General features: G+C 36.9%; 23 protein-coding genes. 18 read left to right on the top strand and 5 right to left on the bottom strand.

Annotated elements, in window-relative coordinates:
- Positions 1 to 194 precede the first annotated feature (194 nt).
- The 18 genes from mraZ (at position 195) to MP478_RS17260 (ending at position 20,506) form a co-directional block, all read left to right on the top strand.
- Positions 195 to 653 (top strand): division/cell wall cluster transcriptional repressor MraZ, encoded by a 459-nt coding sequence (gene mraZ / locus MP478_RS17345; protein ID WP_047489740.1) that lies wholly within the window; start codon positions 195 to 197, stop codon positions 651 to 653.
- A gap of 42 nt (positions 654 to 695) precedes the next feature.
- Positions 696 to 1,589 carry a 16S rRNA (cytosine(1402)-N(4))-methyltransferase RsmH gene (gene rsmH / locus MP478_RS17340; protein ID WP_230032930.1) on the top strand — a complete coding sequence of 298 codons (894 nt, stop codon included), beginning with the start codon at positions 696 to 698 and terminating at the stop codon, positions 1,587 to 1,589.
- 98 nt (positions 1,590 to 1,687) lie between these two features.
- On the top strand, positions 1,688 to 2,053 hold the full coding sequence (locus MP478_RS17335; RefSeq protein WP_230032932.1) for an FtsL-like putative cell division protein: 366 nt from the start codon (positions 1,688 to 1,690) through the stop codon (positions 2,051 to 2,053).
- Complete coding sequence (locus MP478_RS17330) at positions 2,037 to 4,028, top strand: penicillin-binding transpeptidase domain-containing protein (protein ID WP_230032943.1); 1,992 nt, start codon at positions 2,037 to 2,039, stop codon at positions 4,026 to 4,028. Before MP478_RS17335 ends, MP478_RS17330 begins: the two co-directional genes overlap by 17 nt.
- Positions 4,029 to 4,091: 63 nt before the next feature.
- Complete coding sequence (locus MP478_RS17325) at positions 4,092 to 5,552, top strand: UDP-N-acetylmuramoyl-L-alanyl-D-glutamate--2,6-diaminopimelate ligase (RefSeq protein ID WP_257201158.1); 1,461 nt, start codon at positions 4,092 to 4,094, stop codon at positions 5,550 to 5,552.
- A 41-nt stretch (positions 5,553 to 5,593) separates the two neighbouring features.
- Positions 5,594 to 5,971 (top strand): four helix bundle protein, encoded by a 378-nt coding sequence (locus MP478_RS17320; RefSeq protein WP_257189552.1) that lies wholly within the window; start codon positions 5,594 to 5,596, stop codon positions 5,969 to 5,971.
- A gap of 43 nt (positions 5,972 to 6,014) precedes the next feature.
- A complete protein-coding gene (gene mraY, locus MP478_RS17315) occupies positions 6,015 to 7,256 on the top strand; it encodes a phospho-N-acetylmuramoyl-pentapeptide-transferase (RefSeq protein WP_047489752.1) in 1,242 nt (413 codons plus the stop codon).
- A gap of 85 nt (positions 7,257 to 7,341) precedes the next feature.
- Positions 7,342 to 8,667, top strand: a complete 1,326-nt coding sequence (gene murD, locus MP478_RS17310; protein ID WP_230032955.1) for a UDP-N-acetylmuramoyl-L-alanine--D-glutamate ligase — start codon at positions 7,342 to 7,344, stop codon at positions 8,665 to 8,667.
- Between the two features lie 49 nt (positions 8,668 to 8,716).
- A complete protein-coding gene (locus tag MP478_RS17305) occupies positions 8,717 to 9,955 on the top strand; it encodes an FtsW/RodA/SpoVE family cell cycle protein (RefSeq protein ID WP_230032957.1) in 1,239 nt (412 codons plus the stop codon).
- Between the two features lie 49 nt (positions 9,956 to 10,004).
- Positions 10,005 to 11,102, top strand: a complete 1,098-nt coding sequence (gene murG, locus MP478_RS17300; RefSeq protein WP_257201157.1) for an undecaprenyldiphospho-muramoylpentapeptide beta-N-acetylglucosaminyltransferase — start codon at positions 10,005 to 10,007, stop codon at positions 11,100 to 11,102.
- Positions 11,103 to 11,173: 71 nt separating this feature from the next.
- Positions 11,174 to 12,532, top strand: a complete 1,359-nt coding sequence (gene murC / locus MP478_RS17295; protein ID WP_257189550.1) for a UDP-N-acetylmuramate--L-alanine ligase — start codon at positions 11,174 to 11,176, stop codon at positions 12,530 to 12,532.
- A gap of 77 nt (positions 12,533 to 12,609) precedes the next feature.
- On the top strand, positions 12,610 to 12,987 hold the full coding sequence (locus MP478_RS17290; RefSeq protein WP_257201156.1) for a GxxExxY protein: 378 nt from the start codon (positions 12,610 to 12,612) through the stop codon (positions 12,985 to 12,987).
- Between the two features lie 78 nt (positions 12,988 to 13,065).
- Entirely contained in the window at positions 13,066 to 14,031 is a 966-nt protein-coding gene (locus MP478_RS17285) for a cell division protein FtsQ/DivIB (protein ID WP_257189547.1), read from the top strand.
- Between the two features lie 80 nt (positions 14,032 to 14,111).
- Entirely contained in the window at positions 14,112 to 15,497 is a 1,386-nt protein-coding gene (gene ftsA, locus MP478_RS17280; RefSeq protein ID WP_230032971.1) for a cell division protein FtsA, read from the top strand.
- Between the two features lie 77 nt (positions 15,498 to 15,574).
- Positions 15,575 to 17,488, top strand: coding sequence for a cell division protein FtsZ (gene ftsZ, locus MP478_RS17275; protein WP_230032972.1), 1,914 nt, complete (start codon positions 15,575 to 15,577; stop codon positions 17,486 to 17,488).
- Between the two features lie 96 nt (positions 17,489 to 17,584).
- Positions 17,585 to 18,031 (top strand): GatB/YqeY domain-containing protein, encoded by a 447-nt coding sequence (locus MP478_RS17270; RefSeq protein ID WP_257201155.1) that lies wholly within the window; start codon positions 17,585 to 17,587, stop codon positions 18,029 to 18,031.
- Positions 18,032 to 18,474: 443 nt separating this feature from the next.
- A complete protein-coding gene (locus MP478_RS17265) occupies positions 18,475 to 18,885 on the top strand; it encodes a BrxA/BrxB family bacilliredoxin (RefSeq protein ID WP_047489771.1) in 411 nt (136 codons plus the stop codon).
- A gap of 106 nt (positions 18,886 to 18,991) precedes the next feature.
- Positions 18,992 to 20,506: a GH3 auxin-responsive promoter family protein gene (locus MP478_RS17260; RefSeq protein ID WP_257201154.1), complete on the top strand. Its 1,515-nt coding sequence runs from the start codon at positions 18,992 to 18,994 to the stop codon at positions 20,504 to 20,506.
- Between the two features lie 56 nt (positions 20,507 to 20,562).
- Here MP478_RS17260 and MP478_RS17255 read toward each other — a convergent pair whose 3' ends face one another.
- From MP478_RS17255 to MP478_RS17235, 5 genes are all read right to left on the bottom strand, one after another.
- Entirely contained in the window at positions 20,563 to 20,976 is a 414-nt protein-coding gene (locus tag MP478_RS17255; RefSeq protein ID WP_230032976.1) for a hypothetical protein, read from the bottom strand.
- 28 nt (positions 20,977 to 21,004) lie between these two features.
- Positions 21,005 to 21,367, bottom strand: coding sequence for a hypothetical protein (locus MP478_RS17250; RefSeq protein ID WP_257201153.1), 363 nt, complete (start codon positions 21,365 to 21,367; stop codon positions 21,005 to 21,007).
- Between the two features lie 4 nt (positions 21,368 to 21,371).
- A complete protein-coding gene (locus MP478_RS17245) occupies positions 21,372 to 22,343 on the bottom strand; it encodes an endonuclease/exonuclease/phosphatase family protein (protein ID WP_230032978.1) in 972 nt (323 codons plus the stop codon).
- A 74-nt stretch (positions 22,344 to 22,417) separates the two neighbouring features.
- Entirely contained in the window at positions 22,418 to 23,413 is a 996-nt protein-coding gene (locus tag MP478_RS17240; protein ID WP_257201152.1) for an endonuclease/exonuclease/phosphatase family protein, read from the bottom strand.
- Positions 23,414 to 23,422: 9 nt separating this feature from the next.
- A complete protein-coding gene (locus MP478_RS17235; RefSeq protein ID WP_257189542.1) occupies positions 23,423 to 24,178 on the bottom strand; it encodes a rhomboid family intramembrane serine protease in 756 nt (251 codons plus the stop codon).

Below are 24,178 nucleotides of genomic sequence, written 5' to 3'. Positions count from 1 at the left end.
TAATATAATATTCTCCTTTTTAACTTTTTTTTTCGAAACCTCTTTATTATGGCCTGAATAACACATTTAGCAACCCATTCCAGGTCAGGCATTTATACAATCGAAATTCAATCTTTAATAAAACTTATTAACATTGAGTCAAAAAGTGGGAAAAAGTGGGAAATTTTGGAAATTATTATATAAATTTGTCCCAAATGAAAAGTTTCATTGGAACATATGAGTGTAAAATTGACGACAAAGGCCGCCTAAAAGTTCCTTCATCTTTAATCAAACAGATGGAAAACTTCGACGATAAGGCGTTTGTAGTCAAAAGATCTGTGTTCCAACCTTGTCTGGAAGTCTACCCTATGAATGCATGGGATAAACTGATGGGCAAAATTAATAAACTGAACAGATTCATAAAAAAGAATGCTGATTTCATACGAATGTTTACAGCAGGCGTAAAAACAGTAGAGTTGGATAATGCTGGAAGATTACAAATTTCAAAAGACCTGACCCATTTCGCAAATCTTCAGAAAGATATTGTGATTACCAGCGCCGGGGAGCTTTTTGAAATTTGGGATAAAGAGGCTTATGAAAAGGTAATAGCCACCAACGAAACTGATTTTGCAAGCCTTGCTGAGGATGTAATGGGCTCTTTCGATGAAGAATAGCTGTGATGGTTATTAGTATATTTTAATAAAACACAATTAAGCATGTATCATAACCCCGTTTTGTTGAAGCAGAGTGTAGATGATTTGGTGACGAATCCTGACGGAATCTATGTAGACTGCACCTTTGGAGGAGGTGGCCACTCAAGGGAAATCCTAAGCAGACTTTCTGAAAAAGGAAAACTGTTTAGTTTTGACCAGGACCTGGATGCACTTAAAAATACAATTGATGACCCAAGATTTACATTAGTTAATCAGAATTTCAGATTTCTGGAAAACTCATTATTAATGTATGGAGCTCCTCAGGTTGATGGTGTTTTGGCAGACTTAGGTGTTTCATCTCACCAATTCGATGAAGCAGACAGAGGTTTTTCTACCAGAAGTAATGCTCCTTTGGACATGAGAATGAATGTTATGCAGAATCTGGATGCCAAAAGAGTGATCAATGAATATGAAGAAGCAGAGCTTGCCGATCTTTTTTACCATTACGGAGAATTAAGAGAAGCCAGAAAACTGGCAAGAGAAATCGTTCATCACAGAAAAACAAAAACCATAGAAACCACAGAGGATCTGAAAAAGCTTTTCAGCTATATCCCTCCTCATAAGGTCAATAAATTCTATGCACAGCTTTTTCAGGCGATAAGAATTGAAGTAAACCAGGAACTGGAGGTTTTAAAAGAAATGCTGGTTCAGGCTTACAATGTTTTAAAACCGGAAGGAAGACTAGTTGTTATTTCTTACCATTCTCTGGAAGACCGTCTGGTAAAAAGATTCCTGAAAAATGGAATGTTTGAAGGAGAACCGGCAAGAGATATCTACGGAAATTATAAAAAGGCATTTGAACTGATCAAGAGTAAAGCGATTATCCCCGATGAAAAGGAGATTGAAGAAAACTCAAGAGCAAGAAGTGCAAAAATGAGAACTGGAATAAAAGTATAAAAATAGTGAATGGTTAATGGTCAGTTTTAATAAAATAAACATTCAGCCATTAACAAACAAAGTGGATTCACTGCGAAGCAAATTGACATAATAATAATTTGGCAAAAAGAACAACAAATCGCCCACAGAAGAAGCTCACCTTTATAGATATTATAAAAGGAAACTTCCTCAACCGTGATGAAATAAAAATACATTACCGGTATTTCTTATTGTTGTTTGTGCTGATGATGGCCATGATTTACAGCAATCATCTCGTCAACAAGAAAATTAAAATTGTCAATGCTTTAAAGGAAGAAACAGAAGAATATAAATCGAGAAATGCTTACGCCCAGAGTAAGCTGATCAAAGTAAAAATGGAATCGGAACTGGGGAAAGAAGTCGCAAGGGACTCATTAATGACCCTCGAAAATCATCCTCATAAATTGCTAATAAAACTGGACAGTACAGATGCAAAAGCAAAATGAATACGACAATAAACGTAAAAAAACGTTAAGATGGGGCTACCTCTTCGCAGTGGTGGCTTTGTGCGTGTTTGTAATGTTCTTGGCAAGGATCGTAATCCTCCAAAATACTAATGTTCAGGAAATTAAAGACGATTACATCAATAAAAACTACCGTGAAGCCACTTTAAAAGCGGCACGCGGAAATCTATTTGCCTCCGACGGCTCTATCCTCGCTACAACTGTAATGCGTTATGATATTTATCTTGACTTCAAAACGATGAAAGATACTATCTACAGCAACAATATCGGGGCACTCACAGATTCTTTAAGCAAAATGTTCGGAAAGTCCAGAGGAGAATTCAGACAGAAATTTGACGAACAGAAGAAAAAGAAAAACCAATATTATACCTTGGTAAAGGGGCTTGATTTTGACCAATACGACAGGATCAGAAACTTCCCGATCTTCAAAAGAGGTAAAAATAAAGGGGGCTTTATCGTTGACAGAAACTACAAAAGGGAACTTGCTACCTCAGAAATCGGTTCAGGAACGATTGGTATGGATAACGGAGAACTTAAATCCGGGCTTGAAGGGGCCTTCTCAAAATATTTAACAGGAACAGACGGAAAGAGGCTGGAGCAAAGAATTAATTCTTCCCAGTGGAAACCGATTGACTTCTGGAAAGTTCAGGAACCCGTAGACGGCGAAGATGTTTACACTACTTTAGATCTTAGAATTCAAGATATTGCACACTCTGCACTGGAGAAACAGTTAATTCACTTTGAGGCTAAACATGGCACCGTAATCGTCATGGAAGTGGAAACAGGAAAAGTACGTGCACTCGTTAATTTAAGAAGAACAGAATCAGGAGAGTATGAGGATTCTTACAACTATGCACTGAAAGACAATATCGAACCGGGGTCTACCTTTAAGACCATTTCTCTTCTTGCAGCAATGGATGACGGCTTTATTGATGAAAACACAACTGTAAACGTAGGAAACGGAGTCTGGACGTATGCAAAACAAAGAATTTCAGACGGGCATGGTGGAGGAACTTATGACATTAGTGATGTTTTAGCTAAATCCAGTAACGTGGGAACCTCAAAACTGATTACAAAATACTATGCTGAAAAGCCGCAGATTTTCCTTGATCATTTAAAACGTTGGAAATTATTCGACAAAATGGACATTGAACTTCCGGGAATCACAAAACCGAAAATTGTAACGCCACAAAACAAAAGATGGAATGCCGCAACACTGGCTTCTATCTCTTACGGATACTCTTCAAACATCAATCTGCTGCAGTTAACAACTTTCTATAACGGGGTTGCCAATGGTGGTAAAATGCTTAAACCTTTATTCATCGACAAAATTATGAAAGATGGAAAGGTAATGTATAATGCAAAACCCGAAGTAATGGTCAATAAAATGGCTTCAGAAAAAGCGATTAAAATGATGACCAATGCCCTAACCAAAGCTGTAGAAAAAGGAACAGGTAGAAGTATCTTCACCCCGAACCTTAAAATGGCCGGAAAAACAGGGACTGCAAGGTTTGAATACTGGCTTCCGGGACCTATGAAATACAGGGCTTCATTCGCAGGATTCTATCCCGCAGACGCACCAAAATATACATGCTATGTAATGGTAAGTGAACCCAATACCTCCATAGGATTTTACGGAGGACCTGTAGCCGCACCGGTGTTTAAAGAAATTGCAGGAAAAACATTCCTGAAAACACCTCAAAATATTGAAAAAGAAATGCTGGTGGACAAAAAGGTGAACCTTAATAAAATGGTGGAACCTAATGTAAAAGTAGCCGTAAATAATAAACAAATGCCCAATGTAGTCGGATTAATTGGTAAAAATATAATCCCGCAACTGGAGAATTTAGGATACCGTGTCGACTATAAGGGAGTGGGAAGGATAAAAGAACAATTCCCATTAGAAGGCACAACAATCAGTAAGAACCAGAGAATTTATTTGTCTCTGCAACATTAAATAGAAACAGAGTCCCAAAGGGACGATTTAACAAAAGATAGGATGAAATCCTGTTGATAAAAAATGACAGTAACAGAATTAGTAAATAGAATCCCAGTAATAGAAATCCACGGTGATAACAACCGTGAGGTTAAGGAGTTGGTGTTCGACAGCAGAAAGATTACAGAAAACGCTCTTTACATAGCTATAAGAGGAACAGTGGTGGATGGTCACTCATTCATCACATCCGCTATTGAAAAAGGGGCCACCACAATCGTCTGCGAGGAGTTTCCTGAAGTATTGGCTGAAAATGTAACTTATATAAAAGTAAAAGACGCTTCTAAAGCTTTAGGTCACTTTGCTTCTAATTTCTATGGAAATCCTTCTCAGAAACTGAAACTGGTAGGCGTTACAGGAACCAATGGTAAAACTTCTGTTTCCACCCTTCTTTTTGATGTTTTCAAAAACCTGGGTTATGATGCTGCTTTATTGTCAACTGTTGAGATCAGAATTGGAGAAGAAATCATTCCGGCAACCCATACGACCCCGGATGTGATTACTATTAATAAAATTCTAGCCGACGCCGTTGAAAAAGGATGTGAATTTGCCTTTATGGAAGTAAGTTCTCACGGAATTGCTCAAAACAGAATTGAGGGTCTACATTTCAAAGTGGCAGGCTTTACTAATCTTACCCATGATCATTTAGATTACCATAAAACGTTCGAAGAATATTTAAAAACAAAAAAAAGATTCTTTGATCAATTAGAAGATACCTCTATTGCCATCACAAATGTAGATGACAAGAATGGCTCTGTTATGCTTCAGAATACAAAGGCACAGAAGAAATCTTATGCTTTGAAAACAATGGCAGACTATCACGGGAAAATCTTAGAAGTAGATTTCAACGGAATGCTGCTGAATTTTAACGGAAAAGAATTCTGGACAACCCTGACTGGGAAATTCAATGTCTACAATCTGCTGCTTGTTTTCGGAATTGCACAAGAGCTTGGTTTTGAACAGGATGAGATCCTTCAGGCGATCAGTACATTAAAAAGAGTTTCCGGAAGATTTGAAACCTTCAAATCAGATGGTGGGATCTTCTTTATCGTAGATTATGCTCACACTCCGGATGCATTGGAAAATATCCTGGACAGCATTAACGATATCAGAACAAAAAATGAAAGATTAATCACTGTTTTTGGCTGTGGTGGTGACAGAGATCACTCCAAAAGACCTGAAATGGGAAATATCGCGACTAAAAAATCAACATTGGCTATCATCACCTCAGACAATCCGAGGACTGAAGAGCCAGGACAGATTATAAAAGAAATTGAAGCAGGTGTTGAATCTCAAAACTTCAGCAAATACACTTCAATTCCCGACAGAAGGGAAGCTATAAAAATGGCTATAAAGTTTGCAGAACCTAAAGATATTATTTTAGTTGCCGGAAAAGGCCACGAAAATTATCAGGAGATCAATGGTGTAAAACATCATTTTGATGACAAAGAAGTAATTAATGAGCTTTGGAAATTAATGAGTAAATAAATTGAAAGATTGAATTTATTTAAAGATTTAAAAATTTGATAATGACAAAGAATTTTGAAAATTTCCCTGTATATATCAAAAGTTTAGATCTTATTGAAAAAGTCTATATATTCCTTCAAAATCAAAGTTTTGAAAAAGAATTTGAATTTAACAACCAGATAAAAAGAGCGAGTTTTTCTATTAGTAATAATATTGCGGAAGGCTCTGAATATAATAACAACAGACAATTTATTAGATATTTAAAAATTGCAAAAGGCAGCTGTGCTGAAGTTAAAAGCATGCTGATTGTAAGTAAAAGATTAAAATTAGGTGACGAAAGAAAAGCTGAAGAAATTATTGCCCTTTCAAGAGAAGTTTCTTCAAACATATCAAAATTCATTAAATATTTAAGTGAAAATATTGAGAAGCCCAATCTTTAAATCTTTAAATAAATTAAATTTTTAAATAATAAAAAACAGAAACATGCTATACTATCTATACGAATATTTAACCAACCATGGAATCCATGTTCCGGGATTAGGAATGTTGAAATACATCTCCTTCCGTGCCGGAATGGCTGTACTTTTGTCTCTGATTATTGCTCTTGTTTATGGAAAAAGAGTCATCAACTACCTGAGAACAAAACAGATGGGAGAACTGGTACGTGACCTTGGGTTAGATGGCCAGAAACAAAAAGAAGGTACTCCTACCATGGGAGGTCTTATCATCATTCTGGCAACCATTATTCCCGTATTACTGTTTACAAGAATTACCAATGTTTATATTGTCCTGTTATTGGTTTCAATGTTCTGGATGGGAGCCATTGGTTTCCTCGATGATTATTTAAAGAAAATCAAAAAAAATAAAGACGGGCTGAGCGGTAAGTTCAAAATTGTAGGCCAGGTTGGATTAGGATTAATTGTGGGGGTTACCATGTATTTCCACCCTGATATCACCGTTAAAAGAAAATACGCTGATGCAAAAGTAGTCAACAGAAACAATGTAGAGCAAAACTTTATGCCTACTGAAAAAATTACTGTTTCCACCGTACCTTTTGCAAAAAACAACGAGTTCGATTACAGTGGAATTTTGTTTTGGATGAATGATAAAGATGCCCACGAATGGGCATGGGTTGTCTTTATCCCTATCGTCATCTTCATTGTAACCGCCGTTTCAAACGGAGCCAACATCACTGACGGAATAGATGGTCTTGCAGCAGGAACAAGTGTGGTCATACTCCTCACGCTGGCCCTTTTTGCCTACCTTTCCGGGAACATCATCTTTGCAGATTATCTCAATATCATGTTCCTCCCGAATATGGGTGAAACCACCATTTTTGCCGTTGCGATGGTAGGAGCGGTTATTGGATTTTTCTGGTACAATACTTACCCCGCACAGGTCTTTATGGGAGATACTGGAAGCTTAATGCTGGGCGGAGTTATTGCCGTTTTAGCTATTATTTTAAGAAAAGAATTATTGATTCCCGTATTATGTGGAATCTTCTTAATTGAAAATCTGTCTGTTATGCTTCAGGTAGTTGTTTTCAAATACAGAAAGAAAAAATATGGGCTGGAATATGCCCAAAACAATAGACTATTCAAAATGTCACCATTACACCACCATTATCAGAAAGATGGCTTCCACGAAAGCAAAATCGTGAACAGAATGATCATCATTGGTGTAATACTGGCTATTGTATGTCTGATCACCTTAAAAATGAGATAAATATTGTCAAGCGTAGAAAGTATTAATCTTAAAAAACCAGATTACATTAATACATTTTTACATTGTACATTTTACAAAAAAAAATATGAAAATAGTTGTTTTAGGAGGAGGAGAAAGCGGATGTGGAGCTGCATATTTGGCTAAAAAGAAAGGTTTGGAAGTGTTTCTTTCAGACAAAGGAGTCATTAAAGATAATTACAAGCAGTTTCTTACCGAAAATGAAATTGAATTTGAAGAAGGATCGCACGACGAAGAAAGAATTCTCAATGCAGACTGGATTGTAAAAAGCCCGGGAATTCCTAAAAAGGCTGAGATTATCTATAAAATTCATGAGAAAGGAATAAGACTTTCTTCTGAAATTGAATTTGCTTCTGAATTTACAGACGCTAAGATCATTGCTATTACCGGAAGCAACGGAAAAACAACTACTACCTCTCTGATCTACTATATCCTGAAAAATGACGGATTAAATGTAGGATTGGGAGGAAATATCGGGTACAGTTTTGCCAAACAGGTGGCCGATGAAAATTATGAATATTATGTTCTGGAAGTAAGCTCTTTCCAGTTGGATGATATCCAGAACTTCAGACCTTATATTTCTTTATTGCTGAATTTATCCCAGGACCACCTGGATCAGTATAACTACAATTATGAAGAATATGCATTGGCAAAATTCAGAATTGCTGAAAATCAGGAAAATGACAACTTCTTCATCTATAATAAAGATGATGAAATGAGCAAAAATCTTCTTGAAAAGCTTGAAATAAAAGCCAAGATGATTCCTTTCTCAACAAAAGAAAAACTAACGGAAGGGGGATTCATCAATGATGACAGCATTGTAGTAAAAGTAAAAGATGATTTCTCAATGAAAATTGAAGAATTATCTCTGATGGGAAACCATAACGTTGCCAACAGCTTAGCAGCATCAATTGCCGGTAAGATATTGAAAATCAACAATGAAAGTATAAGAAACTCATTAATGACTTTCCAGGCGGTAGAGCACAGACTGGAGTTTGTTTCTGAAATTGATGGCGTTAAATACATCAATGACAGTAAGGCAACCAACGTCAATGCCACATACTACGCTTTGGAAAGTATGAAAACCCCAACCGTCTGGATTGTGGGCGGATTGGATAAAGGAAATGACTATACCGAAATTGAGGATTTAGTTAAGAAAAAAGTAAAAGCAATTGTTTGCTTAGGAATTGACAATAAGAAGATTATAGATTTCTTTAAAGATAAAAAAGAATTTATTTATGATACTTCAAGCATGGAAAAAGCAGTGGAAATATCAAAATCACTGGCCAAAAAAGGCGATACCGTTCTTCTGTCTCCATGCTGTGCAAGCTTTGATTTGTTCAAAAGCTATGAAGACAGAGGAAACCAGTTTAAAGAGCAGGTATTAAAATAAAATGTAGGCAGTACAAAATACATGGTACTTTATACATCAAGACAATATTATGGACGAACAGAACACAGAAAGCAGATTTGAATTTCTAAAGGGCGATAAAGTACTTTGGATGGTCATTCTTGTGATCTCCATTTTCTCTATTTTCCCCGTATACTCTGCTAGTTCAAATCTGGAATATATCGTTAATAACGGGACCACTACAGGCCACGTTATCAAACATATGTTCTTTGTAGTCTTAGGATTAGGAATCATGAGACTGGCAGGAACCGTAAAATATGAATACATCGGAAAGCTCAGCAGTATTTTACTCGGCCTGATGGTTGTTTTATTGGTTGTCACCATGTTTACCGGTCAGACCATTGATGGAGCCAGTGCCTCAAGATGGCTGAAAATTCCCGGAACACCTATCTCATTCCAGCCGTCATCATTTGCCTTTTTAATGCTGATTATCTATTTGTGCCGGTATTTAACAAAAAAGATAACAAGAGAAAGACTGCCCATAGAAAATATCATGTATATTTTCGGACCTATTCTTCTTGTTTTTGTACTCGTTGCGAAAGATAACGGATCTACAGCATTAATGATCTTAATGGTTTCTGTAGTTGTTCTGGTCATCGGACAGCTTCACTGGAAGTATATTGCAGGCTTTATTTCAGCTTCATTTGTGGCTATAGTATTATTTCTGCTGATTGCCTTAAATACCAATATGATTGGAGGAAACCGTGTTCATACATGGATGAGCCGTGTAGAGACCTTTACATCAAGCAAGGCAAAATCAACAGATACCGATGATGAAAGTGTAAAAGCCAAAAATTATCAGGTAATGCAGGCAAAGGCAGCCATCGTACACGGTGGAATTACCGGAATGGGACCTGGAAAAAGTGCATTAAAACAAATGCTACCACAGTCTGCTTCCGACTTTATCTTTGCCGTTATTGTAGAAGAATATGGTGTCATTGGGGCCGCTTTCCTGATCAGCCTTTATCTCATCATGATGATAAGGATTGTAATGATAGCCAGCAAGATGCCGGCATTCTTCGGATCATTGCTGGTCCTCAGTCTCGGAGTAATGATTTTTATACAGCTCGCCGTAAATATTGCCGTAGCTGTGAACCTGATCCCCGTAACAGGACAGCCTCTGCCACTAATAAGCTACGGAGGAACCTCCATGCTTGTTACCTACCTGCAGCTAGGAATTATTCTGAATATAAGCTCTAGAATACAGATTTATGATGAGGAAGGAATGGGCAAAAAACAAAGCATAGCAGAAATAAACGATATTGCGTAATGTCATTGCGAGGAGCGAAAGCGACGAAGCAATCTCAAAATTTATATAAATGAACAAAAAATTAAAAATAGTATTATCAGGCGGAGGAACAGGAGGACACATCTTCCCGGCTATCGCTATTGCTGATGAAATCAGAAAAAGATTTCCTGATGCAGAATTTTTGTTCATTGGAGCCAACGGAAAAATGGAAATGGAAAAAGTTCCGCAGGCTGGCTATACAATAGAAGGAATTGATATCGCCGGAATCGACAGAGGGAATCTATTATCCAATTTGGGACTACCTTTCAAAATTCTGAAAAGCTTATCCCGCTCCAAAAAAATAATCAAAGCCTTTGCTCCTGATTTTGCAGTGGGAACCGGAGGATTTGCCAGCGGCCCTGCCCTTTATGAAGCAAGTAAAATGGGAATTCCCATCTTCATACAGGAACAGAATGCCCACGCTGGAGTGACTAATAAAATTTTAAGCAAGAAAGCCAAAGCCGTTTTTACAGCCTATCCAAAAGTAGAAGGTTTTCCGGCAGAAAAAATAAAATTCCTGGGCAATCCAATCCGCTCAGCTATTATTTCAGGAATGCAGGAAACAGCTCAGGCAAAAGAAAAAATGGGATTGAATAAAGACAAACTTACCATTCTATCTGTGGGAGGTTCTTTAGGATCCAGAACATTAAATAATGCCTGGAAATCTCATTTAAATGAAATTGTAAACAAAGATTATCAGCTGATCTGGCAAACAGGTAAGCTTGATTATAAAGATATTATAGAAGAAACAAAAAATGTGGACACCAGAAATATTCAGATCCTTGAATTTATCAAAGATATGGAGCTGGCCTATTCTGCAGCAGACATTATTGTTTCCAGGGCCGGAGCAATCGCCATATCAGAACTGGCAGTAGCACAAAAACCGGTGCTGTTGGTTCCTTTCCCTTTTGCAGCGGAAGACCATCAAACAAAAAATGCCATGAACCTGGTTGAAAAAAATGCTGCCAGAATGGTAAAAGACTCGGAAATGCAGGAAAAATTCTGGAATGTTTTATCAGAGATGTGCGAAAATGAAAGTGTAAGAAAAGAAATGTCCGACAATCTGAAATATTTTGCCAAGCCTAATGCCGCAAAAGAGATTGTAGACGAAATATTTAATAAACTGTAAAAAGTAAAAGGTACAATGTAAAAACTAAGAAAAATACATTATACTTTGTACATACTACATTAAGACAAAAAATGAAGAAATTAGAAACATATCAGAATTTTTACTTCGTTGGGATCGGAGGTATCGGAATGAGTGCTCTCGCACGCTATTTCCATGCATCCGGTAAAAAGGTACTGGGATATGATAAAACCAATACCAAACTTACTCAGAATCTGATGAATGAAGGTATTGATATTGTTTTTGAAGACCTTACTGATGAACGAATAAACTCCCTTAAAAAAGAAGATACACTGGTTATCTATACTCCGGCTATTAAAATACTTGGGATTTTGGATTATTTTAACCAAAATCAGTTTGAAGTATTGAAACGGGCTAAAGTTTTGGGACTGATTACAGAAAATACAGATTGTATCGCCGTAGCAGGAACACATGGAAAGACCACAACATCTACCCTTGTGGCACATTTGTGCAAAGAAGCAGATCTGCCTTTCTCATGCTTTTTAGGAGGGATTTCTGAAAATTTTAAATCCAACTTCCTGTACAATGGCTCTACCTATTCTGTAGTAGAAGCTGATGAATATGACAGAAGCTTCCTGAACCTGTCTCCAGACTGGGCCGTAGTAACCTCTACAGATGCAGACCATCTGGATATTTATGGTGATAAAAGCCATATTGAAGAAGGCTTCAGACAGTTTGCAGCATTGGTTCCCGAAGATAAAAAACTCTTTGTAAGAAAAGGGATAGAAATCGGCAGAGGACATCAGACTTATGCTGTGAATGAACCTGCTGATTATTATTCAGACAACCTGCGTATGGATCATGATAAGATCTATTTTGATTTTCATACCCCAACAGAAACAGTAAAAGATTTCGTCTGGGAAATCCCGGGAATACATAATGTGGAAAATGCTACTGTAGCATTGGCTATTCTTCACAATTTGGGCGCAGATTTTGATACGCTGAAAAAGGCAATTGCCAATTTTAAAGGAATTAAGAGAAGATATACCAAACATTTTTATCAAAACGGCAAAATATATATTGATGATTATGCCCACCATCCTACAGAAACAAATGCTGTAATAAGCTCTATCAGAACATTTTACCCTGATAAAAAGCTATTGGTTGTCTTCCAGCCGCACCTGTTCAGCAGAACAAGAGATTTTGCAGACGGATTTGCGGAAAGCCTGAGCCAGGCAGATGAATTGATTTTGCTGGATATTTATCCCGCAAGAGAACTTCAGGAAAACTTTGAAGGAGTTACGTCAAACTGGCTGCTGGAAAAAGTACATTTAGAAAAGAAAGAAGTATCGGCTTTATCCGCTGCTTTTGAAAAAATAAAAGAAAAGGATTTTGATATCCTTCTTACAGTAGGCGCAGGAAATATTGATACCCTGTATGATCCTATCTGTGAGTGGTTAACCAAAATTTGAGCGTAACGCAATGCACGCGGAGAAAATAAAAGTTCGTTCGCAAAGGCGTTTCACTCAGCAAAAAAAACACAAAATGTATGATAGAAAATGAAATTTCAGGAATTGTTTTCGATGCTGGAATAAAAATACATCGTACGCTTGGAATTGGCCTTTATGAAAAAGTATATGAAGAATGTTTAATCTATGAGTTGAAAAGTAGAGGATTAAATGTAGAAAGTCAGAAAAGTATTGACATAGAATATGAAGAATTAAAAATTCCTGAAGCATTCAGAGTAGATTTATTAATTGAAAACAAAGTAATAATTGAAATAAAAGCAATACCGGAAATCAATGATTATCATTTTTTCCAGCTTTTAAATTATTTGAGAATAACAAACATAAAGCTGGGAATGATCTTAAATTTTCATTCTATGTTATTTAAAAATGGAGTAAAACGAGTTGTAAATAAATTATGAATAAGCCGTCGCTGAGTGAAACGCCTTTGCGAACAAAAAAATAAAATCCTTTGCGCCTATAGCGTTTAAAGAAAAAATATGAAAAATAAGTACAGAATATTAAAAATTGTTGTCACCGTAATCATCCTTGGGTTGTTACTGAGTTTCTCATTGAAGAGATTCGGAAATCAGCAGATTACCGACAGTAAAATTTCTGTAAAAATGAGTGAAAAAACTCCGGTTTACTTTGTTGACGAAAAAGATATCCGGGAGATTGTAAAAAAAGAAAACCCATCGGGAAAGGTAGGTGAACTTAATATTCCTTCACTGGAAAAAAAGATCAATGCTCTGCCAGCCGTAGACAGCGCCAATGTTTATTTAAACTTAAATGGGAAGCTTAATCTGGATATTAAGCAGAGAGTTCCTGTCTTCAGGCTAAATAAAGATGGAAAAGACTTTTATGTAGATGAAAAAGGAATCGAGTTTCCTATTTCAAGAACCTATTCTCATCCCTGCATGCTGGTAACAGGTAATATTCAGCCCGATGAATATGAAAAACTGGCAGAGCTGGTGGAAAAAATTGATAAAGATGATTTCAGTAAGAAGTATTTTATTGGAATTTCAAAATATAAGGACAGCTATAATCTCCTGACAAGTGAGGGGAATTATAGAGTGGAAATTGGTGATTTAGATAATATAGATTTTAAAGTAAAAGGATTTAAAACTTTTGTGGAAAAATACCTGGTATATCAGGACCCTCAAAAATACAGCATGGTTTCTGTAAAATACCAGAACCAGATTGTAACCACTTTAAATCCTTATTTCAAAGAAAACGACAGTCTTCTGAAAGCTGGAAAGCTGGAACTGGCAAAAGCACCATCGCTAACGGCTATCGCTAAAAAAACGGACGCTAAACCCAAAATAGCTGAACTAAAAAAAACGAACTCAACAAAACCAAAGGAAAGCACAAAACCTAAAACACAGGCAAAGAAAAAAACAGAGAAAAAAACACAGGCTCCGGTACCGTCCAAGCCTAAGCCCAAATCAAAGGTGAAAATAGAATAAAAAGTCCCAAAGGACGATTTAACATAAAATAGGAGATATCCTATAATGGAAAAAGTAGAAAAAATCAAATCGATATAAAAATGGAAAATCAAGAGTATTCAGTAGGTCTGGACATCGGAACAACAAAGATTGTTGCGATTGTCGGAAGACGGAATGCACATGGGAAAATAGAAGTTCTCGGTGTAGGAAAAGCTAAAAGTCTTGGTGTTCATAAAGGAATTGTGAACAACATTTCACAAACCATTAATTCAATCAAGGCTGCAGTATCCGAAGCACAATCCAGTGCAGGGGTGCCTATCCGTAAAGTAACGGTAGGTATTGCAGGAAAACACATACGTTCTCTGCAGCACTCCGATTATATTATGCGTGAACATCCGGATAAATTTATTACAGATGATGACATTGAAGCATTAAAAGATCAGGTCAAGAAGCTGGTAATGCTTCCTGGAGAAGAAATAATCCATGTACTTCCTCAAGAATATAAAGTGGATTCCGAAGGTGAAATTCAGGAACCTGTCGGTATGCACGGAAAACGTTTAGAAGCGAACTTCCATGTTGTAGTAGGTCAGATGGGAAGCATCCGAAATATTGCAAGATGCGTCCGTGAAGCCGGGCTGGAAATGGAAGCCCTTACTTTGGAGCCATTAGCATCGTCAGAAGCTGTTCTTACCAAAGAAGAAAAAGAAGCTGGTGTAGCCATTGTTGACATTGGTGGTGGTACTACCGATATTGCTATTTTTAAAGATAATATCATTCGCCATACATGTGTTATTCCTTACGGAGGCGGAATTATTACAGAAGATATCAAAGAAGGCTGTTCAATTATTGAAAAACATGCAGAACAACTGAAAGTAAAATTCGGTTCGGCTGTTCCCGAATTGGAAAAAGACAGTACTTTTGTAACCATTCCCGGGCTTCACGGAAGACCGGATAAAGAAATTTCTTTAAAAACTTTGGCACAGATTATCAATGCAAGAGTGGAAGAAGTCCTGGAAATGGTAAATACAGAGCTGAAGGCTTATGGTGCTTTTGAACAAAAGAAAAAGCTGATTGCCGGAATTGTTCTTACAGGTGGTGGTTCCAATTTGAAACACCTTCGTCAGCTTGCCAATTATACCACAGGTTTCGACAGCAGAATCGGTTTTGCCAATGAATATATTGCGAACGATAAAAATCAGTATCTGAAAGGCCCTGAATTTGCTACTTCTATCGGGTTATTGATGGAAAGTTTAAAAATCAGGGATAAAAAACAGACCGCTGACGAAATGGAAGAAGTTGCCCATGAACAGCCTCAGGCTGAAAAAGCAGCTCCCCAGGCAGAAACTGTTCAACAGGTTCAGCCTCAGGCAGCAAGCATTCAGGAGCAGGCTGTAGCCAACGAACAGCGGGAAAACAGAAGGGCAAAACTGACTTTTGGACAGTCGCTTATGGAAAAAGTAAAAAAATTCTTTGAAGAAGTAGAATAAGTTATAAATGATAGATGATAATGATAAATGATTTATCAACCATCACTCATCATTCATCAATTGTAAAAAAAATAGTTATGGAAAATATAGGTACACAAGGATTTTCATTTGATTTACCAAAAGGAAATTCATCGATCATAAAAGTAATCGGTGTAGGAGGCGGAGGAAACAACGCCCTGAAACACATGTACGAAAAAGGAATTCACGGGGTAGATTTCGTGGTCTGTAATACGGATGCTCAAACTCTAGATAATAACCCTGTTGCAAATAAAGTTCAGCTAGGAACTACCATTACAGAAGGTCTCGGAGCCGGTGCTGACCCTGAGGTTGGAGAAAAGTCTGCAATAGAAAGTATTGAAGACATCAAAGCAGCTATGGGACAGAACACTAAAATGGTGTTTATTACTGCCGGAATGGGCGGTGGTACAGGTACTGGAGCAGCTCCTGTCATTGCTAAAGTAGCAAAAGATATGGGGATTCTTACGGTAGGTATCGTTACGGTTCCTTTTAGCTTTGAAGGAAAAAGAAGGCTGGACCAGGCTGAAAATGGTCTTGACAAATTAAAAAATAACGTTGACTCATTAATTGTGATCAACAATGATAAACTAAGACAGCAGTTCGGAAACCTTGGATTCAAACAGGGATTCTCAAAAGCTGATGAAGTGTTAGCCAATGCCGCAAAAGGAATGGCAGAAGTTATTACCGGTTATTTTGATGTAAACATTGACTTTAGAGATGCTAAATCAGTGCTTCAAAACTCCGGTACGGCTCTTATGTCTACGGGTACAGCTTCAGGTGAAAACAAAGCTGAAGAAGCGGTAAGAAAAGCCCTTGATTCTCCGTTATTAAATGACAATAAGATTACCGGTGCCAAAAATGTATTATTGCTGATCAGAAGTGGTGCAGAAGAAGTTACCATGGATGAAATCGGAATCATTATGGACCATATCCAGAAAGAAGCCGGAAACACAGCTGATATCATCTTTGGGGTGGGTGCTGATGAAGAATTAGGCGATGCTGTAAGTGTTCTTGTGATTGCTACAGGGTTTTCTAATGACAACAAGAAATTTGCAGGTCCTACAGAAAAGATCAGAATCAGTCTTAATGACAATTATGAATCTCAAAAATCTTCTCCTTTTAAAACAAGAGAAGAAAGAGAATCTGCTCCAGAAGCGTCTCATGATTTCAGCAGAAAAAATCTTTTTAGATTAGATGATGAAGACCACGATACTCCACAGTTCGGGGCTACATCTATTGAAAAAAAAATGATTATTGAAGAAGAGGAAATTAAAACAGAGATAAAATTTACTGACAGACAGCAAGAAACGCTGAACACTCCTGAGCAAAACTGGAGAAATGAAGAGGAAAATGATCAGGATGGCTTCAGCTTATTTTCAATTGATGACGAGAATGAAGATCCAAACGATTTGGAAATCCAGTCTTTCTCTTTTGATTTTGAAAATAAAAAAGAGGAGCCTCAGTCTGGAAGTACGTTTAACAATTCTTTTTCAGAGGAAAAACCTGTTGAGTTCAATTTCTTTGTCAATGAATCCAACAGAACGGAGCCGAAGACAGATTTTGGACAGCCTAAAGCGGAATTTAACGCACCTGCCAGTGCTGTAGCTGAGCCTGCACAGAAAATTGAAACGTTCTTCCAGAAAGAAGAAACCAAAGCAGAAACAAAGCCTGCATTTGAAAGCAAGGCAGAAATTGAAACTCCAAAATCTGAAGAATCAGAATTCACTTTCGTGAATAAAGCGGTGGATCAGGAAAGAGTTTTTGAAAGAAGAAATAAATTAAAAGAATTCAATTCCCGATATCAAAGTTTTGACAGCACTAGTGAATTTGAATCTATTCCAGCTTTCAAAAGAAAAAATATTTCTATTGACGGAACCAATGCATCAGACCAGAATATCAACACATACCTGTCTGATAACAATGGCTCTATGCAGATTAAAGAAAACAGGTTTTTAAATAAAGACGTAGACTAAATAATATAACAATATAGAAGTGTACCAATGTAACAATCTTTACCGCTATCAATTATTGGTAAACTGTTACATTGATACATTGTTAAATTTGAAACCATGAGTTTAGAAAATATAATTAGCGAAGCTATAAAAACAGCTATGAGAGAGAAAGACAGAGTCGCTTTGGATTCTCTCCGTGCTGTAAAATCTCAAATTCTTCTTCTGAAAACTGAAGCCAGAGGTGCTGAAGTTTCTGCAGAACAGGAAATTGCGATTCTTCAGAGAATGATCAAACAGCGTAAAGATTCTTTTGAACAGTTTACTGCTCAGAACAGACAGGATCTGGCAGAAGTAGAGGAAGCACAGATGAAGGTCATTGAGAAATTTTTACCTAAACAACTTTCTCCTGAAGAATTAGAAGCAGAAATTAAAACTATTATTTCTGAAACCGGAGCCGAGTCTATTAAGGATTTAGGGAAGGTAATGGGAGCTGCTTCAAAAGCGTTAGCCGGAAAATCTGACGGAAAAAGTATTTCCGAGATGGTTAAAAAGCTTCTTTCATAACGGGATTCGGTTTCGGGTTTCGGGTTATCCCGAATCTCGCAAACGTTTTCTCACAACTAAAGGATATTCAACCTTTGCATATCGATTTGATTAAAGAATCCCGGGGCTTTACAGTCCCGGGATTCATTTTGGATATTTAAGTTTATTATTCAGTTCAAATTAAACTGAAAAAAAGAATATTTAACTGCGGTTTATGCCGAGTTAAATAATTTGTTAGCCTGAGGGAAAGCTGCAATTGTTTTTTTCATGGTCGTTTGTTTTTTCAGAATCATTTCAAATTTAATAAATATATTTTATTATTCCTATTTTAAATTCAATTATTTTTAAATATTGTTGAAATATTAATATTACATTAATTTTATATGACTAATCCAGCGATAGTTATTATATATTGATCAAACGTAAAGAATTGTTTAACTTTGTAGCGATAAAAAACAAAATATATGTATCCAACAGATTTAGTAATGCCTATGAAGGCTGAACTTACAGATAAAGGTTTCCAGGATTTAACTTCTCCTTCTCAGGTAGAAGAAGCTTTAAAGCAATCGGGAACTACACTATTAGTAATCAATTCAGTGTGTGGATGTGCTGCAGGAGCAGCAAGACCTGGCGTGGTATACTCTTTAACAGGAGATAAAAAGCCTGACCACTTAACAACTGTTTTTGCAGGATTTGATACTGAAGCTGTAGTAGAAGCAAGAAAACACCTTGCTCCATTCCCACCAAGCTCTCCTTGTGTTGCCCTTTTTAAAGATGGAGAATTAGTTCATATGCTGGAAAGACACCACATTGAAGGGAACCCTGCAGGGGCTATTGCCGCTAACCTTCAGGCTGCTTATGATGAGTATTGCTAAGAAACAAATAAGCTAAAAAGCAAACCGTTACAAAATATGTAACGGTTTTTTTATTTAATATCATAAAAAATTCTCTGAAAAATCAAATATTATTATATTTGTTGGAATGGCAACCAAGGCACTTTTTAATACTGTAGTCAACTGGTTTATCCGTCAAAGGATAGATCAGATACAAAACTTCATGGATCATCCCATTGAAACACAGAAGGGCATATTATTTTCCCAACTCTTTCATGCAGAAGATACGGAATACGGTAAACTACATGGATTCAATTCTATTTCGAGCTATCAGGACTTTAAGAATAAAGTTCCGATTGTTACCTACGAAGATTTTGAACCTTATATTGAAAAAGCAAGGCAGGGGCATAAAGATGTAAGCTGGCCAGGCCTCATTAAACATTTTGCCAAGTCCTCGGGAACCACCAATGCAAAAAGTAAATTTATTCCTATTTCAGCAGAAAGTCTTGAGTACTGCCATATGAAAGCAGGAAAAGATATGGTTTCTATTTACGCAAACAACCATCCTGAAAACCAGCTTTTCACCAATAAAAACCTTCGTTTGGGGGGAAGCTCAGAGCTCTATGCTGATTTTAACACCAAGTTTGGGGATCTGTCTGCCATTCTTATTGACAATCTTCCTTTTTGGGTTGAAATTACAACCACCCCAAGTAAGAAAGTTTCTCTGATGTCTGAATGGGAAAGTAAATTAAAAGCCATTACCTCAGAAGTGAAAAATGAAGATGTAGGCAGCATTCTTGGAGTACCGAGCTGGATGATGGTTCTTCTGCAGAGAGTATTGAAGGAAACGGAGGTTGGCAGTATCTCGGAGCTATGGCCTAATTTGGAGGTGTTTTTTCACGGTGGAATCAGTTTCAAGCCCTATCGGGAACAGTACCGCAATATCATCGGAAAAAACATCAATTACTACGAAATATACAATGCTTCTGAAGGCTTCTTCGGTATCCAGGACAGATCAGACAGTGATGAAATGCTTCTTATGCTTGATTATGGCATCTTTTATGAGTTTATTCCAATGGACCAGTTTCATTTTTCCAATCCGAAAGTGGTGAACCTCGAAGATGTTGAAATTGGTAAAAACTATGCCATGGTGATTACAACCAATGGTGGATTATGGAGATATTTGATTGGCGATACGGTAGTCTTCACGTCTGTTAATCCTTTCAGAATAAAAATAACGGGACGAACGAAACATTATATCAATGCGTTTGGGGAAGAACTGATGATTACGAATGTAGAATCTGCACTTTCCAGAGCTTGTGAAGCTACGGGTGCTCAGGTTACCGATTTTACAGGCGCCCCTGTTTTCATGAAAGAAAATGAAAGCGGCGCTCATGAATGGATCTTTGAGTTCAGCCATTATCCCGATAACTTAGACCTGTTTATTGATGCTTTTGATCAGCATCTGAAGACCATCAATTCGGATTATGAAGCTAAAAGATACAACAATATAACCCTGAAAAGGCCGGTGGTTCACATTGCCAAACACAACTTATTTTATCACTGGCTGGAATCTAAAGGAAAGCTTGGAGGGCAGAATAAAGTACCAAGACTGAGCAATGACAGAGAATATATAGATCCGTTACTGGAACTTAATAAGTAGATTTTTTTCAGGACAAGATACAGCATAAAAAAAACCGCAGTTTACTGCGGTTTTTTTTATTTACTTAAATCTTCTTTTACTTTTTTGGCAGCGTCTTCAACTTTTGAGGCTCCTTGTCTTGCAGCATCTTTTGCATCTTTTCCTGCTTCCTGTACCCCGCTTTTTATATCCTTTCCTACCTTATTAAGGTCCTGTTTGGTCTTGTCAGCTGTTGCATCAATCTTATCTTTCGCTTTCTGAGCTGCGTTATCAATCTTATTTCCAGCTTCATCCACCTTTGTTTTAATGTCTTCTTTTGTCTTATTGACTTTTGAACTGTCAACAATATCAGAAGGGGTCTCTGTGGTGGTAGTTGTAGTGGTGGTAACTGATCCGTCAGGATTTTCTACCTGTTCAGTTTTCTTTGTCGATTTTGTGCATGCTATTGTGAATACTGAGATCACTAATGCTGCTAAGATACTTTTTTTCATATTGTATACTTTAAATAAATGATGTTTATTATTCGGTTTTGGTTTTGGATGCAGATGATGTTTCTGAAACTTTCTGTTTCTTTTCAGCATCTGTTTTTTTCTTCTCTTCTTCCAGCTTCTTTTTGGCTTCCTTATCCAGCTCTTCTTTAAGTTTCTTTTCTTCTTCCTGAAGCTTTCTAACCTGTTTTACGGAGTCCAGATACTGTGGAGAAGACATTTTTATCTTTCTGGCAATATCTACAGAAACGGCACCCGTAGAAAATGAATCTATTGCCGTTGTATCATACTGTATTTTAACTTCCTGTTCATTACTAAAGCCCGCAGATTCTTTTTTGGAACATGCGATGAACAGAATAATAAAAACAAAAGCAGCAAACCCTAAATTTTTCATGGAACTAATTTAGCAGAAATTCTGCAATTACAGGATAATGATCCGATAATTTCACAGATTGATCTACTTTATAGCTTAGAGGAATAATTGATTTTGATGTAAAGATATAATCTATTCGCAAAGGTACCTTATAGTCATGAAAACTACTTGCACTTCCTTTTCCCGCAACCAAAAAGGCATCCTGAAGATCTTTCCCTAAATTATAATATTCATAAGAATTGGGAACAGAGTTAAAATCTCCTGCTAAAATAACAGGATAGGGAGATAAATCTATTATCTTTCTTATTTTCTTAACCTGATCTTCATGGGCTTGAAAAGTAGGAATCATGTGGGATAGAAGAGCGGATATATTTCCGGCACCAAAAGCATCAAGCTTCGTAAACATTGATTTATGAAGCCGGAAGGGTTCCAGGTATACATTGACAATCCGTACAATTTTTCCATTGATATCTATATCTGCATAGAAAGAATTGCCTCTTGCTTTCTCTTCAATAATTTCAGCCTGACGTACTATTTTATGTTTCGTTTTAAGGATAACCGAAGGATATTTTACAAGATCCTGTCTTAATTCACGGTTGGTATCTTTCTCCTGAACCAGGATAATATCTGCATTTTGCTCTTTAATATAATTTTTCACCTTATCCCATCCATAATCTCCATATTTTACATTAAAGGTTAAAACCTTGATATCTCTTATGGTCTTTACATTCTCTACTTTTGGAGAAAAATTAACCCATCTTCTTATTGGGTTATAGAATAGAAAAATTCCTAAAGCAAAAGCTATTGCCACTTTTTGCTTTTTAAAAATCCATACCACTGTAAGAATAATATACGCGAACATCAGATATGGGAAACCCAGAGAAAGAAGATTAAGGTTCCCAAAAATATTTGGAGGAACCCATGCATTTCCCAACGTGCATAGCAATAAAACAGCAATAACAATATGTATAAATAGCAGTATCTGGTTCGGCTTCATGAAAAAATGGTCTTGGTACGTATTTTTTTTAAGCAAAAACCCTACCAAGCACCCATATTTAACTTTTTTTATGATTATTTACTACCTGAAGAAAACTCAGAAATGACAGGATAATGGTCTGAAAAACTGACAGAACGGTCCACTGCATAGGAAACAGCCTTCACAGACGGAGAAGAAAAAATGTAATCAATCCTTATAGGAAATTTATAATCATGGAAGCTGGTAGCACTTCCTTTTCCGGCATTTACAAATGCATCTTCAAGTCCGGATGACAGGTGGTAATACTCATAAGAATTGGGAACCGAATTAAAATCTCCAGCCAGGATCACAGGATATGGTGAGCTTTCAACAGCATTTTTAATAAGCTCAACCTGTTTTTGATGGATTTTAAAAGTAGGAATAAGCCTTTTTACAATATCCTTCATCTTTTGCTCATTGGCATCAGAATTTCCGTTAAGGGTCACCATCTCTCTTTCAAACTTAAAGGGATGAAGATAAACATCCACAAACCGATATACTTTTCCTTTTATCTCAATATCAGCCTGTATTGCCGGTGGAATTTCACTTTTTTCCGGAAAATCAAGTTCTTTACTATCCAGCACCTTGTGTTGCGTAAGGATCGTTCCCACTCCCGAAAAATTCACTCTTTTATAATCTTCAAGGTATGGAAAATCTCCTCCTCTGCCTTCCTGTAAAAGTATGACATCTGCTTCCTGAGATTTTAGATACTTTCCGATATCCTCTTTTCCCATAATTCCTCCCTTCACGTTAAAGGAAACTATTTTAATATCTGCTTTCTCTTCTTTATCAGAAGAAAAATTAATGATCCTTTGTATCGGACTGATAAAAACGAATCCCACCAGCATGAATACAAAAGCCCTCTTTTTCCAGCTGAATATCCAAAAAGCAGTCATCAGAATATAGGCAATCATTAGGATAGGAAACCCTAACGAGAGCAAATTAAACCATGGAAATATCTTAGGCGGAACATAGGCATTCAGTAAAGAAGCCAATAAAAGGAACAAAATTCCTACGTGCAGAATCAGTACTATAAGTCGAAAAATCTTCACAAAGCAGCTTTAATTAAATCTGTATAAATGTTTTCTCCAGTTTCTGGCCAATAGCCATCCTACCAAAGCTCCTCCAACGTGAGCTAAATGGGCAATACCTCCTCCATTTCCTGAAACACCAAGATATATGGAAACAACAACAATAATAGGCAGTAAATACTTTACCTTAATAGGAACAGGAATAAACATTATTCCAATTTTCGAATCCGGATATAATGTGGCAAATGCCGCCACTACTCCAAAAATTGCACCGGAAGCCCCCATCATACGTGATTTTAATAACCCATAATACTCACTTGATAATGCCAGCCCCTCAGCCGTTGTGGCACTAATTCTCTGATCTCCTGAATAATTGAGTGCCGCTTTAGGATAAATTTCCGAAGCATTTAATCCCAAACTTTGTAAACCTGAAATAATCTGTTGTGCTTCAACAAAATTCCAAAGGTTAAATAAGAAAAATGCACCTAACCCACTTGCAAAATACAATATCAGGTATTTTTTTTCTCCCAGTGTTTGTTCCAAAATTGGCCCAAAACTGAATAGAGTAAACATATTGAATAAAATATGCATCAGTCCGCCCGGCTCATTAAACGGAGCATGCATGAACATGTGCGTGATAACCTGCCAGGATTTAAAATTGGGAGAGAAAGGATAGAACCCCGAAAGTGTATCGTATAAATTAAAAAACAAGAAATTGGATATCAAATAAACAATAATATTAATAATGATAAGATTTCTTGTAATCGGTGGTATATTGTTAAACAT

Origin of the sequence: Chryseobacterium sp. WG14 (assembly GCF_024586945.1) — a bacterium.
Lineage (GTDB): Bacteria > Bacteroidota > Bacteroidia > Flavobacteriales > Weeksellaceae > Chryseobacterium.
This window is presented reverse-complemented; position numbering and strand designations above follow the sequence as displayed.